This is a genomic window from Streptomyces sp. DSM 41931, from assembly GCF_050271085.1.
In the GTDB taxonomy this organism is placed as follows: Bacteria; Actinomycetota; Actinomycetes; order Streptomycetales; family Streptomycetaceae; genus Streptomyces; species Streptomyces albogriseolus.
Genome location: NZ_CP189902.1, coordinates 3,501,483 through 3,516,643, shown reverse-complemented (window position 1 = coordinate 3,516,643; position 15,161 = coordinate 3,501,483). Strand labels below are relative to the sequence as shown.

15 protein-coding genes and 1 tRNA gene are annotated in these 15,161 nt (G+C 73.2%); 7 read left to right on the top strand and 9 right to left on the bottom strand.

The annotated features are described in order from the left end of the window. The first annotated feature begins 145 nt into the window (after positions 1 to 145). A complete protein-coding gene (locus ACP7TJ_RS16330) occupies positions 146 to 631 on the top strand; it encodes an Lrp/AsnC family transcriptional regulator (RefSeq protein WP_320588401.1) in 486 nt (161 codons plus the stop codon). A 77-nt stretch (positions 632 to 708) separates the two neighbouring features. Here ACP7TJ_RS16330 and ACP7TJ_RS16325 read toward each other — a convergent pair whose 3' ends face one another. Together ACP7TJ_RS16325 and ACP7TJ_RS16320 are read right to left on the bottom strand one after the other, a co-directional pair. After that, positions 709 to 1,311, bottom strand: coding sequence for a TetR/AcrR family transcriptional regulator (locus tag ACP7TJ_RS16325; protein WP_427763612.1), 603 nt, complete (start codon positions 1,309 to 1,311; stop codon positions 709 to 711). Next, a complete protein-coding gene (locus ACP7TJ_RS16320) occupies positions 1,308 to 2,822 on the bottom strand; it encodes a 3-hydroxyacyl-CoA dehydrogenase (RefSeq protein ID WP_266547564.1) in 1,515 nt (504 codons plus the stop codon). Before ACP7TJ_RS16320 ends, ACP7TJ_RS16325 begins: the two co-directional genes overlap by 4 nt. Positions 2,823 to 2,982: 160 nt before the next feature. Here ACP7TJ_RS16320 and paaN point away from each other — a divergent pair, with 160 nt between their 5' ends. Next, a complete protein-coding gene (gene paaN, locus ACP7TJ_RS16315; protein ID WP_093764327.1) occupies positions 2,983 to 4,674 on the top strand; it encodes a phenylacetic acid degradation protein PaaN in 1,692 nt (563 codons plus the stop codon). Positions 4,675 to 4,680: 6 nt separating this feature from the next. On the opposite strand, the gene ACP7TJ_RS16310 is transcribed toward paaN, so the two are convergent. Genes ACP7TJ_RS16310 through ACP7TJ_RS16300 form a run of 3 tightly spaced genes read right to left on the bottom strand, consistent with a single transcriptional unit; the run spans position 4,681 to position 7,587 of the window. Then, complete coding sequence (locus ACP7TJ_RS16310) at positions 4,681 to 5,484, bottom strand: TrmH family RNA methyltransferase (protein WP_167741358.1); 804 nt, start codon at positions 5,482 to 5,484, stop codon at positions 4,681 to 4,683. Between the two features lie 10 nt (positions 5,485 to 5,494). Continuing rightward, positions 5,495 to 6,751: an HTTM domain-containing protein gene (locus ACP7TJ_RS16305; RefSeq protein ID WP_167741359.1), complete on the bottom strand. Its 1,257-nt coding sequence runs from the start codon at positions 6,749 to 6,751 to the stop codon at positions 5,495 to 5,497. Continuing rightward, positions 6,748 to 7,587: a DUF5819 family protein gene (locus ACP7TJ_RS16300; protein ID WP_427763609.1), complete on the bottom strand. Its 840-nt coding sequence runs from the start codon at positions 7,585 to 7,587 to the stop codon at positions 6,748 to 6,750. The genes ACP7TJ_RS16305 and ACP7TJ_RS16300 overlap by 4 nt, the downstream gene beginning before the upstream one ends. A gap of 314 nt (positions 7,588 to 7,901) precedes the next feature. On the opposite strand from ACP7TJ_RS16300, the gene paaA reads away from it, so the two are divergent. The 5 genes from paaA to paaE are packed head-to-tail and all read left to right on the top strand — an operon-like array spanning position 7,902 to position 11,530. Next, a complete protein-coding gene (gene paaA / locus ACP7TJ_RS16295; RefSeq protein WP_189910080.1) occupies positions 7,902 to 8,918 on the top strand; it encodes a 1,2-phenylacetyl-CoA epoxidase subunit PaaA in 1,017 nt (338 codons plus the stop codon). Next, positions 8,915 to 9,202 (top strand): 1,2-phenylacetyl-CoA epoxidase subunit PaaB, encoded by a 288-nt coding sequence (gene paaB, locus ACP7TJ_RS16290; RefSeq protein WP_093764322.1) that lies wholly within the window; start codon positions 8,915 to 8,917, stop codon positions 9,200 to 9,202. The genes paaA and paaB overlap by 4 nt, the downstream gene beginning before the upstream one ends. Then, the gene (paaC, locus tag ACP7TJ_RS16285; protein WP_189910079.1) at positions 9,199 to 9,936 is read left to right on the top strand and encodes a 1,2-phenylacetyl-CoA epoxidase subunit PaaC; all 738 of its coding nucleotides are present in this window, start codon (positions 9,199 to 9,201) and stop codon (positions 9,934 to 9,936) included. Before paaB ends, paaC begins: the two co-directional genes overlap by 4 nt. Further along, positions 9,930 to 10,469, top strand: a complete 540-nt coding sequence (gene paaD / locus ACP7TJ_RS16280) for a 1,2-phenylacetyl-CoA epoxidase subunit PaaD (RefSeq protein WP_266547552.1) — start codon at positions 9,930 to 9,932, stop codon at positions 10,467 to 10,469. The genes paaC and paaD overlap by 7 nt, the downstream gene beginning before the upstream one ends. After that, positions 10,469 to 11,530 (top strand): 1,2-phenylacetyl-CoA epoxidase subunit PaaE, encoded by a 1,062-nt coding sequence (gene paaE / locus ACP7TJ_RS16275; protein ID WP_093764319.1) that lies wholly within the window; start codon positions 10,469 to 10,471, stop codon positions 11,528 to 11,530. The genes paaD and paaE overlap by 1 nt, the downstream gene beginning before the upstream one ends. Positions 11,531 to 11,600: 70 nt before the next feature. Here paaE and ACP7TJ_RS16270 read toward each other — a convergent pair whose 3' ends face one another. The 4 genes from ACP7TJ_RS16270 to ACP7TJ_RS16255 form a co-directional block, all read right to left on the bottom strand. After that, positions 11,601 to 11,930, bottom strand: a complete 330-nt coding sequence (locus ACP7TJ_RS16270; protein WP_093764318.1) for a rhodanese-like domain-containing protein — start codon at positions 11,928 to 11,930, stop codon at positions 11,601 to 11,603. A gap of 98 nt (positions 11,931 to 12,028) precedes the next feature. Beyond that, complete coding sequence (locus ACP7TJ_RS16265; RefSeq protein WP_367491546.1) at positions 12,029 to 12,868, bottom strand: J domain-containing protein; 840 nt, start codon at positions 12,866 to 12,868, stop codon at positions 12,029 to 12,031. Positions 12,869 to 12,957: 89 nt separating this feature from the next. Then, entirely contained in the window at positions 12,958 to 14,388 is a 1,431-nt protein-coding gene (locus ACP7TJ_RS16260; protein WP_427763605.1) for a DUF2252 domain-containing protein, read from the bottom strand. 370 nt (positions 14,389 to 14,758) lie between these two features. After that, positions 14,759 to 14,842 (bottom strand) — tRNA-Leu (locus ACP7TJ_RS16255). Positions 14,843 to 15,161 lie beyond the last annotated feature (319 nt).

Here is a 15,161-nt window from a genome sequence, read left to right as displayed (position 1 = left end):
TGACGCGCCTCACCAACCGATTGTTCGGTCGCCGGCACATTTTGGCTACGGGTGGCGTCAGGCTGTGGACAAACGGTTCTCCGCACCGTGGGATGGATGCAGGACGTCCACGGCTGAGAGGTGGGGGCGGGTGGCATCTGAACAAATGGCCGAGGGCCGGGAGGGGACGGGGCCGCTGCCGCCGGCACGGCCTCTCGACGCGATCGACCAGGACATCCTGCGCATGCTGCAGGCGGACGGCCGCGCGTCGATACGGTCGGTCGCCGAACGGGTGCACGTGTCCCGCGCGAACGCCTACGCGCGGATCAACCGGCTCGTCGAGGACGGGGTCATCCGGGGTTTCGGCGCCCGCGTCGACCACGAACGCGCCGGTCACGGCACGTCGGCGTACATCACGCTGAAGATCGTGCAGAACACCTGGCGCACGGTGCGCGAGCAGCTCAGGCAGCTCCCCGGGGCCTCGCACATCGCCCTGGTGGGCGGGGACTTCGACGTGTTGCTCCTGGTGCACACGCCGGACAACCGGGCGCTGCGCGAGCTGGTCCTCACGCGCCTCCAGGCCATCCCCGAGGTGCTCAGCACCCGCACGCTGCTGGTGTTCGAGGAGGAGGACCTGGAGCCGCAGGGGTGACATCTCCGCCGGCAGCGGGCCGGCCTCCTGCCGCCCGCCGGTCCCTCCCCGTCGCGACCCGCCCCGACGGGCCCGCGTCACCCGCGCCCGTCGCCCGCCTTGCGCAGTCCCCCGAAGGCGAGCCGCGCCACCGCGTCGGCCACCTCGCGCTCGTTCATGCCGCGTCCGTCCGGCCGGTACCACTCCACGATCGAGTTGATCATGCCGAAGACCAGCCGGGTCACCAGCCGCACCTCTATGTCCTCGCGCACGTCCCCGTCGGCCGCCGCCGCCTTCAGCAGCTCGGCCACCCGGTGGTCGAACTCGCGCCGCCGCTCCAGCGCCCACAGCTCGGTGTCCGTGTTGCCCCGCACCCGCAGCAGCAGCGTCACGTACGGCAGCTCCGCTATCAGGACCTCGACCATGCGCCGTACGACGTACTCCAGACGCTCGGCGGGGCGCCCCACGCGCGCGTCGTCCTCGTCGAGGATCCCGAAGAGACCGTCGAGCGCCCGGCTCACCGCGCGGCGCAGCAGCTCCTCCTTGCCGGCCACGTGGTGGTAGATCGACGACTTGGAGATGCCGGCGGCCTTGGAGAGGTGCTCCATGGACGTGCCGTCGTAGCCGCGTTCGTTGAACACCTGGACCGCCACGGACAGCAGCGTCTCCGGGGTGTAGGTGTCCCGCTTGACGGTGGTCATGGGGTGTCCTCCCGCTGGTCGGTGGCGCACGCGTACCGGTAGAGCGCGAGGGACGCGCCGTATCGGCCGCACGGGTCCACCTCGCGCATCTCGTCCAGCAGGGCCCCGGCCCAGCCTCGGCCGAGGCGGCGGCTCCACTCGAACGGTCCGAGGGGGTAGTTCACACCGAGACGCATCGCCGTGTCGACGTCCTCCTCCGTGGCGACGCCCTGGGCGACCGCCTCGACGGCGAGGTCGATGATCCGGGCCACCGTCCGCGCCACGATCATCCCGGGGACGTCCCCGATGACGCTGACCTTCTTGCCGAGCGCCTGGAACAGCCCGGTGGCCTGCGCGACGGTCGCCGCGGAGGTGTGCGCGGCGTGCGAGAGGGCGATGCGCGTGGCCTTGCGGTAGTCCAGCGCCAGGTCGAAATAGACGACGTCGCGGAACTCCGCCGAGATCTGCCCGTCGGCCAGGACGAGCTGCCCGCCGCTCGGCAGCACCAGGCGGCTGCCCTCGTCCTCCTCGGCCTGCCGCACCTCGATGCCCGCCTCGCGGATCAGGTCCAGCAGCTCCGCGGCGGGCCCCAGACCGCCCTCGGCGACGACGTACGCGGGCGGCTCGGCGGGCTCGGCGGTGTGCGGCTCGGGGCGCTCGGCGCCCTCCCGGTGGTCGTACCAGCCACGGCCGGTCTTGCGGCCGAGACGGCCGGACTCGACCAGCCGGCGCTGCGCCAGGGACGGCCGGAAGCGCACGTCCTGGAAGAACGCCTGCCACACCGAGTGCGTCACCGACTCGTTGACGTCCTGCCCGATGAGGTCGGTCAGCTCGAAGGCGCCCATCCGGAAGCCACCGGACTCGCGCAGCACCGCGTCGATGGTGGCCGGGTCCGCGCCCTGCGTCTCGTACACCGCGAAGGCCTCGGCGTAGAAGGGGCGTGCGACGCGGTTGACGATGAAGCCGGGGGTATCGGCGCAGGCGACCGGCGTCTTCCCCCAGGCGCGGGCGGTCTCGTACGCGCGCGTGGCGGAGGCGACGTCGGTGGCGAAGCCGGAGACCACCTCGACCAGCGGCAGCAGCGGCGCCGGGTTGAAGAAGTGCAGGCCGACGAAGCGGCCGGGGACACGCAGCGCGCCGCCGATCGCGGTGACCGACAGGGACGAGGTGTTGGTGGCGAGGAGGCAGTCGTCGGCGACGACGTCCTCCAGCGCCCGGAACAGCTCCTGCTTGACGTCGAGGCGCTCCACGACCGCCTCGACGACGAGGGAGCAGCCGGCGAGCCCGGCGAGGTCGTCGACGGGAGTCAGCCGGGCGCGCGCCGCGTCCCGTTCGTCCGCGGTGAGGCGCTCCTTCTCCACCAGCCGGTCGAGCCGGGAGCCGATCGTGTCGGCGGCCTTGCGGGCCAATCCCGGGGCGGCGTCGTAGAGCCGCACGGGATGGCCCGCGACCAGCGCGACCTGGGCGATTCCCTGCCCCATGGTGCCGGTGCCGACCACGGCCACGGGACTGCTGAGGTCGAGTGCTGTCATGTGCGCGATCCTCCCGCACGGTGTTTTCCACAGATGCGGCGGACCCCCTTGTCCCGACCGATCGTTCGGTTACTCTAACTCTGACCGCCGTTCCTGACTACGTTTCCGCACAGGTCCAAGAGCTCGACGAAGAGTTCTCCAGACGAGGAGTTGGTCCCGCATGGCCGCCGAACTCACCGCGCACGAGCTGATCGCCCGCCACCGTCCCACCCTGGACCAGGCCCTGGAAGCGATCCGCACGCGCGCGTACTGGTCGCCCCACCCCGAGCACCCGAAGGCGTACGGGGAGAACGGCAGCCTGGACATGGCCGCGGGCAAGGCCGCCTTCGACGCCCTGCTCGGCACCCGCGTCGACCTGGACCAGCCGGGCACGGACGGCTGGGTGGACGGCGAGACCTCCCCGTACGGCGTAGAGCTGGGCGTCAGCTACCCGCACGCGGACCTGGACGTGCTGCTGCCCGCGATGAAGGCCGGGATGCGCGCCTGGCGGGACGCGGGCGCGGAGACCCGGGCGGTCGTCTGCCTGGAGATCCTCAAGCGGATCAGCGACCGGACCATGGAGTTCGCCCAGGCGGTCATGCACACCTCAGGCCAGGCGTTCATGATGGCCTTCCAGGCCGGCGGGCCGCACGCGCAGGACCGCGGCATGGAGGCCGTCGCCTACGCGTACGTGGAGCAGGTGCGCACGCCCGACACCGCGGAGTGGACCAAGCCGCAGGGCAAGCGCGACCCGCTCGCCCTCACCAAGCGGTTCGTCCCGGTGCCGCGCGGCATCGGCCTGGTCATCGGCTGCAACACCTTCCCGACGTGGAACGGCTACCCGGGCCTGTTCGCCTCCCTGGCCACGGGCAACGCGGTCCTGGTCAAGCCGCACCCGCGCGCGGTGCTGCCGCTCGCGCTCACCGTCCAGGTCGCCCGCCAGGTCCTCGCCGAGGCCGGTTTCGACCCGAACCTGGTGGCGCTGGCCGCCGAGCGGCCCGGCGAGGGCATCGCCAAGACGCTCGCCACGCGCCCGGAGATCCGGATCATCGACTACACGGGCTCGACGGAGTTCGGCGACTGGCTGGAGAGCAACGCGCGCCAGGCGCAGGTGTACACGGAGAAGGCCGGCGTCAACACGGTGATCGTGGAGTCGACCGACGACTACAAGGGGATGCTGTCCAACCTGGCGTTCTCCCTGTCCCTGTACAGCGGCCAGATGTGCACCACCCCGCAGAACCTGCTGGTCCCCCGCGACGGCATCACCACCGACCAGGGTCCCAAGTCCTTCGACGAGGTCGCGGCCGACCTGGCCAAGGCGGTCGACGGCCTGCTCGGGGACGACGCCCGCGCGGGCGCCCTGCTCGGCGCGATCGTCAACCCGGACGTCAAGGCCCGTCTGGAGGCCGCCGCCGGTCTCGGCGAGGTCGCGCTCGCCTCCCGTGAGATCACCCACCCGGAGTTCCCGGGCGCGGTGGTGCGCACGCCGGTGATCGTGAAGCTGGACGGCGCCAAGCCGGACGCCGAGGCCGCCTACATGAGCGAGTGCTTCGGCCCGGTCTCCTTCCTGGTCGCCGTGGACTCGGCCGCCGACGCGACGGAGCTGCTGCGGCGCACGATCCGCGAGAAGGGCGCGATGACCGTCGGCGCGTACACGACGTCCCCGGAGGTCGAGGAGGCCGTGCAGGAGGTCTGCCTGGAAGAGGCCGCCCAGCTCTCGCTGAACCTCACCGGCGGGGTCTATGTGAACCAGACGGCCGCCTTCTCCGACTTCCACGGCTCCGGCGGCAACCCGGCGGCCAACGCGGCCCTGTGCGACGGCGCCTTCGTCGCGGGCCGCTTCCGGGTGATCGAGGTGCGCCGGGAGGCCTGAGCCTCCTCAGGCGGGTGCGCCCCCGGTGGCGCTCCAGTGGTACAGCGTCATGGCCACACTGGTCGCGAGGTTGTAGCTGGAGACCTGGGGGCGCATCGGCAGCGCCACCAGATGGTCGGCCCGCTCCCGCAGCTCGGCCGTGAGTCCGGTCCGCTCGGAGCCGAAGGCGAGCAGCGCCTCGTCCGGGAGGATCAGGGAGCGGATGTCCTCGCCCTCCGGGTCCAGCGCGAAGAGCGGCCCGGGCGGCAGCTCGTCCACGCTCAGGCGCTCCACGGCGGTGGCGAAGTGCAGCCCCGCCCCGCCGCGCACCACGGTCGGATGCCAGGGGTCCAGCGTCCCGGTGGTGACGACGCCGGTCGCCCCGAAGCCGGCGGCCAGCCGGACCACCGCCCCCGCGTTGCCCAGATTGCGCGGCTGGTCCAGGACCACCACCGGCGCGGTGCGCGGCGCGTGCGCCAGCTTCGCCAGATTGCCCGCGCGGTCCGGCCGTACGGCGAGCGCCGCGACGGCCGTGGGATGCGGCCGCGGCACCAGCGAGGCGTACGTCCCGTGCGGCACCTCCGTGAGCAGCGCCGCCAGCGTGTCCCGGACGTCCGCGGCCAGCTCGTCGGCGAGCGCCAGGGCGGCGGCCCGGTCGGCGGTGACCGCGACGAGCACCTCGGCGCCGAAGCGCACGGCGTGCTTGAGGGCGTGGAAGCCGTCGAGCAGCACCGCGCCCGGTGCGGCCCGGCGCCACACGGCCACCGGGTCCACGGGGTTCACCGGGTTCACCGGGGAAGCGACGGACGGGTCGTGGGCGGGGTCGGTCATGCCGAGCAGCCTACGTGCGCGGGCCGGGCACCCTGCCGGTCACCGGGGCGGCCTCCGCCGGAGCCACGGCGGGCGGACCGGCGGGCGCACCGTCCGGGCGCCGCCGCGGCGGAACGGGGGCCGCCTCCCCGCGCGGCCGCAGCCGCTCCCGCGCGCGTGCCGCCAGGCGGCCGGTCCGGCGCAGGAAGGACGTGGGGAGGAAGACCGCGTCGGTCGCGATCATCGCCAGGGAGAAGAAGGGCAGTCCGAGCACCACAGCGATCACCGCGTGCTCCAGGATCATGAAGCTCAGCAGGACGTTCTTGACCCGCCGGTTGAACAGCGTGAACGGGAAGGCGACCTGCACCACGACGGTCACATAGGTCACCAGCATCACCAGGGTGCCGCTCGCGGTGAGCAGCTCCGCCAGCGACGGCCAGGGGGAGAAGTACTCCAGGTGCAGCGGGTAGTGGACCGCGGTCCCGTCCTGCCAGCGCGAGCCCTGGACCTTGTACCAGCCCGCCGTGGCGTAGATCAGGCACGCCTCCGCCATGATCACCAGCAGCGCGCCGTTGTGCACGACGTTCGCGACGACGTCCAGCAGGATGCGCGGCTGGTCCGTCCTCGCCAGGCGCCCGGCCAGCCACCACACCGCCTGCCCGAGCCACACCGCCCACAGCAGCGCGGGTATGAACCAGTCGCCGTCCGTCCGGCCCGCCAGCGACCCCAGGAGCAGGACCAAGCCGAGGACCGCCCACAGCGCGGGGCCCACCCGGTCGCGCGTCCGCTCCCCCCGCGCGCGTGCCTGCTCGGCCCGGCGCGCGCGCCGCGCGTCCAGGGACCAGACCTGGCCGCAGCGGGTGAAGACCAGATAGACGGCCATGATGTGCAGGACGTTGTCGCCGCCGTCGCCCATGAAGACGCTGCGGTTCTGCAGGGTGAGGACGCCGACCATGAACAGCGCCGCCATGGTGCGGGTGCGCCAGCCGAGCAGGAGCAGAAGGCTGAACAGCACGGCCAGCGCGTAGACCGCCTCGAACCAGACCTGGCTGTCCGACCAGAGCAGCACGGTGAAGGCGTCGTTCGACCCGACCAGCTGGGCGGCGAGGTCCCAGGACCAGGGGCTGTCCGGGCCGTAGAGCTCCTGCCGGTGGGGGTACTCCCGCAGCAGGAACAGCAGCCAGGTGAGGCCGAAGCCGATGCGCAGCACGGCTGTCTGGTAGGGGGCGAGAGCGGAGTCGGCGACCCGGGCGATCGCCCGGGAGACCGCCATCGACAGGCGGTTCATCCGATGCCTCCCCGGGCCTCGTCCTCCGGCAGCAGCCACCAGGGCAGCACCCGGTACACGGCCTTGTCCGACACCTTCTCCCCGCTCCACGACGGCGGCGGCACCTGGGTGGTGCGCGAGCGCACCTGGACGCGCGCGACCTCGCCGTCCCGCCCCGCCGCGTCCGCCCGGTCCAGGCGCATGACCATGATCCGCCGCAGGTACGACTCGGACAGCGCCCCGCGCAGGCCCACCGGGCGGTTGTCGTCGTCGTGCGTGGAGAGGTAGAAGTCCCAGGCCCGGCGCAGCTCGTTCTGCTGGGTGTGGCTGGGCGCCGGGTTGCCGTCGATGTCCCGGCCGTCCTGCGCCGACAGGTCGTACCAGCCGGTGGTGCGGCTTCCGCCGTCCGGCGTGCGGATCTCCGCCCTGACCTGTACGGAGACGTTCTGCTGGAGCGGGTTGGGGGCGAACAGCTTCCAGTTCTGCTCGAACTCCGGGTAGATCCAGTCGGCGATCGTCTCGCTGTGCTTCTTGCTCACCGTGTTCGGCGGCGCGACGTGCAGGAACGTCATGCCGAGGTGCACGCAGACCGCGACGGCGACGACCGCGAGGGCGAGCGCGGCGCCGATCCGGTAGCGCAGGGAGAGGGCGGCGACGCCGGTGCGGGGTTCGTCGGAGGGGTCGCGCGGCGGCTCCTCCGCGCCGGCCGCCCGCTCGTCTTCCGGGGGCGTCGCCGGCTCCGGCCCGGTAGGCCCGTCCGTCGGCGCCGCGGGGCCGTGCAGCGGGGCGCGCGGTCCCGGCACGCCCGGCTCCGCGGACCCGTGCCGGGCGTCCGAGCCCTTGTCCTGCGCGTCCATTCCGCCCCGATCCCCGAGTCCCCGGTCCCTTGCCGCGTCCGCCCGGCCCTGAGGCCCTCGCCGCGCGGGGCCACGGCCGCTCCGCCGCGACGCACGGAACGGTACTCAGCCCCGGCCGCCCGGGCACAGTCCCGTCGGCGCTCCGTCCCGTGGCGGTCACCACATCCCGCCACCCGTCGGGCGCCGGCGGCCGGCAACGGCAGGTTATCCACAGCGGTTGACACCTCGCGGCCCCCGTCTCACCATGGAACCGCACGAACCGAACGATCGGTCGGGAGCGTGCTCCGGGAAGCATCCAGGTCGAGGGGGACCCCATGGCGACAGCAGCCGCCCGCGATACGGCCGGCGGTCCGACGGCGTACGACGCACCGGCGGGCCCCGGCGACACCGGCGCGTTCCAGCGCGCCTTCGACGCGGCCGTCGCCGCCGACGAGCGGATCGAGCCGCGCGACTGGATGCCCGACGCCTACCGCGCCACGCTCGTGCGGCAGATCGCCCAGCACGCGCACTCCGAGATCATCGGCATGCAGCCGGAGGCCAACTGGATCACCCGCGCCCCCTCCCTGCGCCGCAAGGCCATCCTCATGGCGAAGGTCCAGGACGAGGCCGGGCACGGGCTGTATCTGTACAGCGCGGCCGAGACCCTCGGCGTGAGCCGCGACGAGCTGCTCGACAAGCTGCACGCCGGCCGCCAGAAGTACTCCTCGATCTTCAACTATCCGACGCTGACCTGGGCCGACGTCGGCGCCATCGGCTGGCTGGTGGACGGCGCCGCGATCACCAACCAGGTCCCCCTGTGCCGCTGCTCCTACGGCCCGTACGCCCGCGCGATGGTCCGTATCTGCAAGGAGGAGTCCTTCCACCAGCGCCAGGGGTACGAGCTGCTGCTGGCCCTCAGCAAGGGCACCCCGGAGCAGCACGCGATGGCGCAGGACGCGGTGGACCGCTGGTGGTGGCCGTCGCTGATGATGTTCGGCCCGCCCGACGACGAGTCGCAGCACTCCGCGCAGTCGATGGCCTGGAAGATCAAGCGGCACTCCAACGACGAGCTGCGCCAGCGCTTCGTCGACATCTGCGTCCCGCAGGCGGAGTCCCTCGGCCTCACCCTCCCCGACCCGGACCTGCGGTGGAACGAGGAGCGCGGGCACTACGACTTCGGCGCCATCGACTGGTCGGAGTTCTGGGACGTCCTCAAGGGCGACGGCCCGTGCAACGAACAGCGCCTGTCCCGGCGCAGGCAGGCCCACGAGGAGGGCGCCTGGGTCCGGGAGGCGGCAGCGGCCCATGCGGCCAAGCACAGCAACGACGAGACGGGAGCGACGCGCGCATGACCCACACCGACTGGCCGCTGTGGGAGGTCTTCGTGCGCTCGCGCCGGGGCCTGTCCCACACCCACGCCGGCAGCCTGCACGCCCCGGACGCGGAGCTCGCGCTGCGCAACGCGCGCGATCTGTACACCCGGCGCGGCGAGGGCGTCTCCATCTGGGTCGTGCCGTCCTCCGCCATCACCGCCTCCTCGCCCGACGAGAAGGACCCCTTCTTCGAGCCGGCCGCCGACAAGCCCTACCGGCACCCGACCTTCTACGAGATCCCCGAGGGGGTGCAGCACCTGTGACCACGACACCCGCCGCGGACACGGTCCCCACGGCCGCCGCGCTCGCCCTCGGCGACGACGCCCTGGTGCTCTCCCACCGCCTCGGCGAGTGGGCCGGGCACGCCCCCGTGCTGGAGGAGGAGGTCGCCCTCGCCAACATCGCGCTCGACCTGCTCGGCCAGGCCCGGGTGCTGTTGTCTATGGCCGGCGACGAGGACGAGCTGGCCTTCCTGCGCGAGGAGCGCGCCTTCCGCAACCTCCAGCTGGTGGAGCAGCCGAACGGCGACTTCGCCCACACCATCGCCCGCCAGCTGTACTTCTCGGTGTACCAGCACCTTCTGCACGACCGGCTGGCCTCAGGCGACGGCCCCTTCGCCCCGCTGGCAGGCAAGGCCGTCAAGGAGGCCGCCTACCACCGTGACCACGCCGAGCAGTGGACCCTGCGCCTCGGCGACGGCACGGACGAGAGCCACGCCCGCATGCAGCGAGCCGTGGACGCCCTGTGGCGCTTCACCGGCGAGATGTTCCAGCCCGTCGAGGGCCTCGACGGCATCGACTGGCCCGGCCTGGAGCGCGCCTGGCTGGACGCGGTCCAGGACGTGCTGGGCCGCGCCACGCTCACGCTGCCCGAGGGCCCCCGCTCGGGAGCCTGGAGGGCCGGCGCGGGCCGCCAGGGCCTGCACACCGAGCCGTTCGGCCGGATGCTCGCCGAGATGCAGCACCTGCACCGCAGCCACCCGGGGGCGACATGGTGACCACCACGCCCCTGGAGGAGCGGCTGCTGGAGCTCGCCGGCTCGGTGCCCGACCCGGAGCTGCCCGTGCTGACCCTGCGCGAGCTGGGCGTGGTCCGCGCGGTGCGGGCGCACGGCACGGACAGCGTCGAGGTCGACCTCACTCCGACCTACACCGGCTGCCCGGCCGTCGAGGTGATGAGCCTCGACATAGAGCGCGTGCTGCGCGAGAACGGCGTGCGCGAGGTCACGGTGCGCACGGTCCTCGCCCCCGCCTGGTCGACCGACGACATCACCGACGAAGGCCGCCGCAAACTAGAGGAGTTCGGCATCGCCCCGCCGCGCACGGGCGCCGCCTCCGGGCCCGTCCGGGTCGGGCTCGGCCCCACGCGGACCCGCGAGGGCGGCCCCGCCGACGGGCCGGAGCCCGTCCGCTGCCCGCACTGCGGCTCCGCCGAGACCGAGCTCCTCAGCCGTTTCTCCTCCACCGCGTGCAAGGCGCTGCGCCGCTGCCTGGCCTGCCGTGAACCGTTCGACCACTTCAAGGAGTTGTGATGGCCCGCTTCCACCGGCTCCGGGTGGCCGCGGTCGACCGGCTCACCGACGACTCCGTCGCCCTCACCCTCGCCGTCCCCCCTCAGCTGCGCGAGGAGTACCGCTACGTGCCCGGGCAGCACCTCACGCTGCGCCGCGTCGCCGACGGAGAGGAGATCCGCCGCACCTACTCGATCTGCTCCCCCGCCCCCGACGGTGAGGCGCCCGGCACCCTCCGCGTCGGGGTGCGGCTGGTGGAGGGCGGTGCGTTCTCCACGTACGCGCTCAAGGAGATCGGCCCCGGCGACGAGCTGGAGGTCATGACGCCCGCCGGCCGCTTCACCCTCCCCCCGGCCCCGGGCCTGTACGCGGCCGTGGTCGGCGGCAGCGGCATCACCCCGGTGCTGTCGATCGCCTCGACGCTCCTGGCCCGTGAGCCGAAGGCCCGGTTCTGCCTGATACGCAGCGACCGGACGACCGCCTCGACGATGTTCCTGGAGGAGGTCGCCGACCTGAAGGACCGCCACCCCGACCGGTTCCAGCTGGTGACGGCGCTCTCCCGGGAGGAGCAGCAGGCCGGACTGCCGTCCGGGCGGCTGGACCGGGAGCGGCTGGCCTCGCTGCTCCCGGCGCTGCTGCCGGTGGACCAGGTCGACGGCTGGTTCCTGTGCGGGCCGTACGGGCTGGTGGAGGGCGCCGAGCGGGCGCTGCGCGGGCTGGGCGTCTCCCGCTCCCGCATCCACCAGGAGATCTTCCATGTGGACTCCGGACCGGCGGCCTCCGCCGGAGCCCCGGCCGCCCCCGTGTACAGCACGGTGACGGCGCGGCTCGACGGACGCGGCGGCACCTGGCCCGTCCAGGCGGGCGAGTCCCTGCTGGACACGGTGCTGCGCAACCGTCCGGATGCGCCCTACGCCTGCAAGGGCGGCGTGTGCGGCACCTGCCGCGCGTTCCTGGTCTCCGGCGAGGTGCGCATGGACCGCAACTTCGCCCTGGAGTCGGAGGAGACGGAGGCGGGTTACGTCCTGGCCTGCCAGTCGCACCCGGTGACGGAGAAGGTCGAGCTGGACTTCGACCGCTGACACGGCCGGTCCCGCCCGGCTGGGCGCGCCAGGCGCCCAGGACGCCCCTCTTGGCCGTCCTGGGCGCCTGCTAGAGCACGTGGCCCGGCTGTCCGTCGTCCGTGACGACGGGACGCCCCGCGGCCTCCCACACCTGCATCCCGCCGTCCACGTTCACGGCGTCGATGCCCTGCTGGGCCAGGTACATGGTGACCTGGGCCGACCGTCCGCCGGAGCGGCAGATCACATGAACCCGGCCGTCCTGCGGGGCGGCCTCGGTCAGCTCGCCGTAGCGGGCGACGAACTCGCTGATCGGGATGTGCAGCGCGCCTTCGGCGTGACCGGCCTTCCATTCGTCGTCCTCACGGACGTCCAGCAGGAAGTCGCCGTCCTTGAGGTCGCCGACCTGGACCGTGGGCACACCAGCTCCAAAACTCATGCCTCCGACGCTACCGGACCGGGCACGCCCGCCGGTTCCCATGCCGCGCCGTCCTGGCTTCCGTCCCGCCGGGGGCCGGCTCAGCCCTGCAGCGCCGCCAGCTCCGCCTCACGCTCGGCCACCTGGGCCCGCAGCTGCGCGGCGATGTCCTCCAGGAGCCCGTCGGGGTCGTCGGGCGCCAGCCGCAGCATGGAGCCGATGGCGCTCTCCTCCAGGTTCCGGGCGACCAGGGTGAGCAGTTCCTTGCGCTGGGAGAGCCATTCGAGGCGGGCGTAGAGCTCCTCCGCGGGGCTGGGGGTGTGCTTCAGCTCCGGTCCCGCGGCCCACTCCTCGGCGAGCTCACGCAGCTCGTCCGCGCTGCCGCGGGCGTAGGCGGCGTTGACGCGGGTGATGAACTCCTCGCGGCGGGCGCGCTCCTTGTCCTCCTGCGCCAGGTCGGGGTGCGCCTTGCGGACCAGCTCGCGGTACAGCTTGCGGGCCTCCTCGCCGGGCCGTACCCGCTGCGGGGGCCGCACCGGCTGGTCCGTGAGCATGGCGGTGGCCTCGGGGAACAGGCCGCCCCCGTCCATCCAGCCGTTCATCAGCTCTTCGACGCCCGGGATCGGCATCAGCCGGGCGCGCGCCTCGTCGGCCTTCCGCCGGTCCTCGGGGTCGTCGCTGCGGGCCGCCTTGATCTCGAGGATCCGGGCGTCCAGCTCCTCGATGCGGGCGTACATGGGGCCCAGCTTCTGTTCGTGCAGCCGGGAGAAGTTCTCGACCTCGACGCGGAACGTCTCCACGGCGATCTCGAACTCGATCAGCGCCTTCTCCGCCGCCCGCACGGCCTGTTCCAGCCGCTCCTCGGGCCGCGTCGCGCCACCGCCGGCGGGCGTACGCTGCGCGCCGGCGCCTTCACCCTGGTCACCTTCCGAGGTCGTCACCCGGACAGCGTAGGCCACCTGCGGGGACGGCACGCCCCGTCACCGGGGCGTGCGTCCCTGTGGGCCGGGGCGTCCCGTGGCGGGCCGGCTCAGACGCCCGTCTCCGCTGCGATCCGCCCGGCGCGCACCGCCGCGACCAGGTCCGTGTGATCGGCCTCGGTGCGGTCGGCGTAGGCGACGGCGAACGCGGCGACCGCCTCGTCCAGCTCGTCGTTCTTGCCGCAGTACCCGGCGATCAGGCGGGGGTCGGCGCTGTGGCTGTGGGCGCGGGCCAGCAGGGCGCCGGTCATGCGGGCGTAGTCGTCGATCTGGTCGGCGGCCAGCGCGGCCGGGTCCACGCTTCCCTTGCGGTTGCGGAACTGGCGCACCTGGTACGGCCGCCCGTCGACGGTGGTCCAGCCGAGCAGGCTGTCGCTTATCACCTGCATCCGCTTCTGGCCCTCGACCACGCGGCGGCCCTCGTGCTCCGCTCGGGGGGCGTCGAAGCCGGCGGCCGGGAGGTGCGGCACCAGCGCCGAGGGGCGGGCCTCCTTCACCTGGAGGACGAGCGGCTCGCCCCGGTGGTCGAGCAGCAGCACGACGTAGGAGCGGGTGCCGACGCTGCCGGTGCCGACGACGCGGAACGCCACGTCGTGCACCGCGTGGCGGGCGAGCAGAGGGTGGCGGTCGGCCGGGAGCGTGGCGAGGTACTGCTCGAGGGAGGAGGCGACGGCGAACGCCTCGGCGTCCGGGACGCGGCGCAGCACGGGCGGGGCGTCGACGAAGCGGCGTCCGCCGTCCTCGGTGCGCTCGGTGGACTTGGCGGCGAAGCGGCCGCTGGTGTTGGCGCGGGCCTTCTCGGCGACCCGCTCCAGGGTGCCGACGAGGTCGTGCGCGTCGGTGTGGGAGACCAGTTCCTCGTCCGCGATGGCGTTCCACGCGTCCAGGGCCGGCAGCTTGGCCAGCAGCCGCATGGTGCGGCGGTAGGCGCCCACCGCGTCGTGGGCTGCCGCACGGCAGACGTTTTCGTCCGCGCCGGCCTCCCGTCCGGCGAGCACCAGGGAGGCGGCGAGCCGCTTGAGGTCCCACTCCCAGGGGCCGTGCACGGTCTCGTCGAAGTCGTTGAGGTCGATTACCAGGCCGCCGCGGGCGTCGCCGTAGAGGCCGAAGTTGGCCGCGTGGGCGTCGCCGCAGATCTGGGCGCCGGTCCCGGTGACGGGCGTGCGGGCGAGGTCGTGGGCCATGAGGCCCGCCGAGCCGCGCAGGAAGGCGAACGGGGTGGCCGCCATCCGGCCGACGCGGAGGGGCGCCAGCTCGGGCAGCCGGCCGCGGCTGGACTCCTCGACGGCGGTCACGGCGTCGGGCCGGGCGGCGTCCAGGTCCAGGGCGGCGTGGGCGCTGCGGGGGACCCGTGCGCGCAGCGCCTTGCCCTCCTCCTTGGGCGTGCCGGCGGCGGGCCAACGGCCGAATCCCGGCACCTGCGGCAGCCGTGGTCCGGCCCCGGCGTCCCCTTCGGCCACTCCGGCGCGGGCGTCGCTCATCACGACCGCCTCCCCTGCACATGCGTGCGATGCACACGTATCGACATCGATCGAGCAGACCGTACAGCCGGGGGGCATGCGGGCGGCAGCCCTGTGGACAATCCACACCCTGTGGACAACCGCGGACGAACGCCCCGCCCGGCCGGACCCCCGCTGTTCGACTCAGCTGTTCGACCACGCCCGGTCACGCGCCCCGGGCCCGCGATCTCCAACGGTCCGCCCCACGGTCCGTTACGACCGGAGTTCACCCCTCTTGCCGCCCCCGCGCGCCCCTTTCGATCATGAGATGTTCCTCACACACCCACCCGCCGCACAGAGATCCGGACATGCGAAAGGGCGGCATCCGATGGATGCCGCCCTTTCGACGGTGTGCGCGAGGGGGGAGTTGAACCCCCACGCCCTTTCGGGCACTGGAACCTGAATCCAGCGCGTCTGCCTATTCCGCCACCCGCGCATTGGGTGTGTCTTCCGGTCCTTGCCCCGTGGGGCCTGGCGCCTTCCGACATCGAGAACATTAGCACGCTGGCCGGGGTGGATTCACATCCCTTCTCCGGGCACCGCCTCCGACCGGGGACGACGCCGTGACCACCCCCTCGGGCCGCCCCGCCGACCTCCCGTCCACACCCACACCGCCCTCCCCGCGGGAGCCCGCCGCCGTTCACAGAGGCGTCCCGCCCGCCCGTTCATGTCGCGGCCATGACCGCCCCACGTATCAACCTCGTACCGGTGGCGCCCGTCTCCCCAGGAGGCGGACGGAGACCACCGCCGGGTGC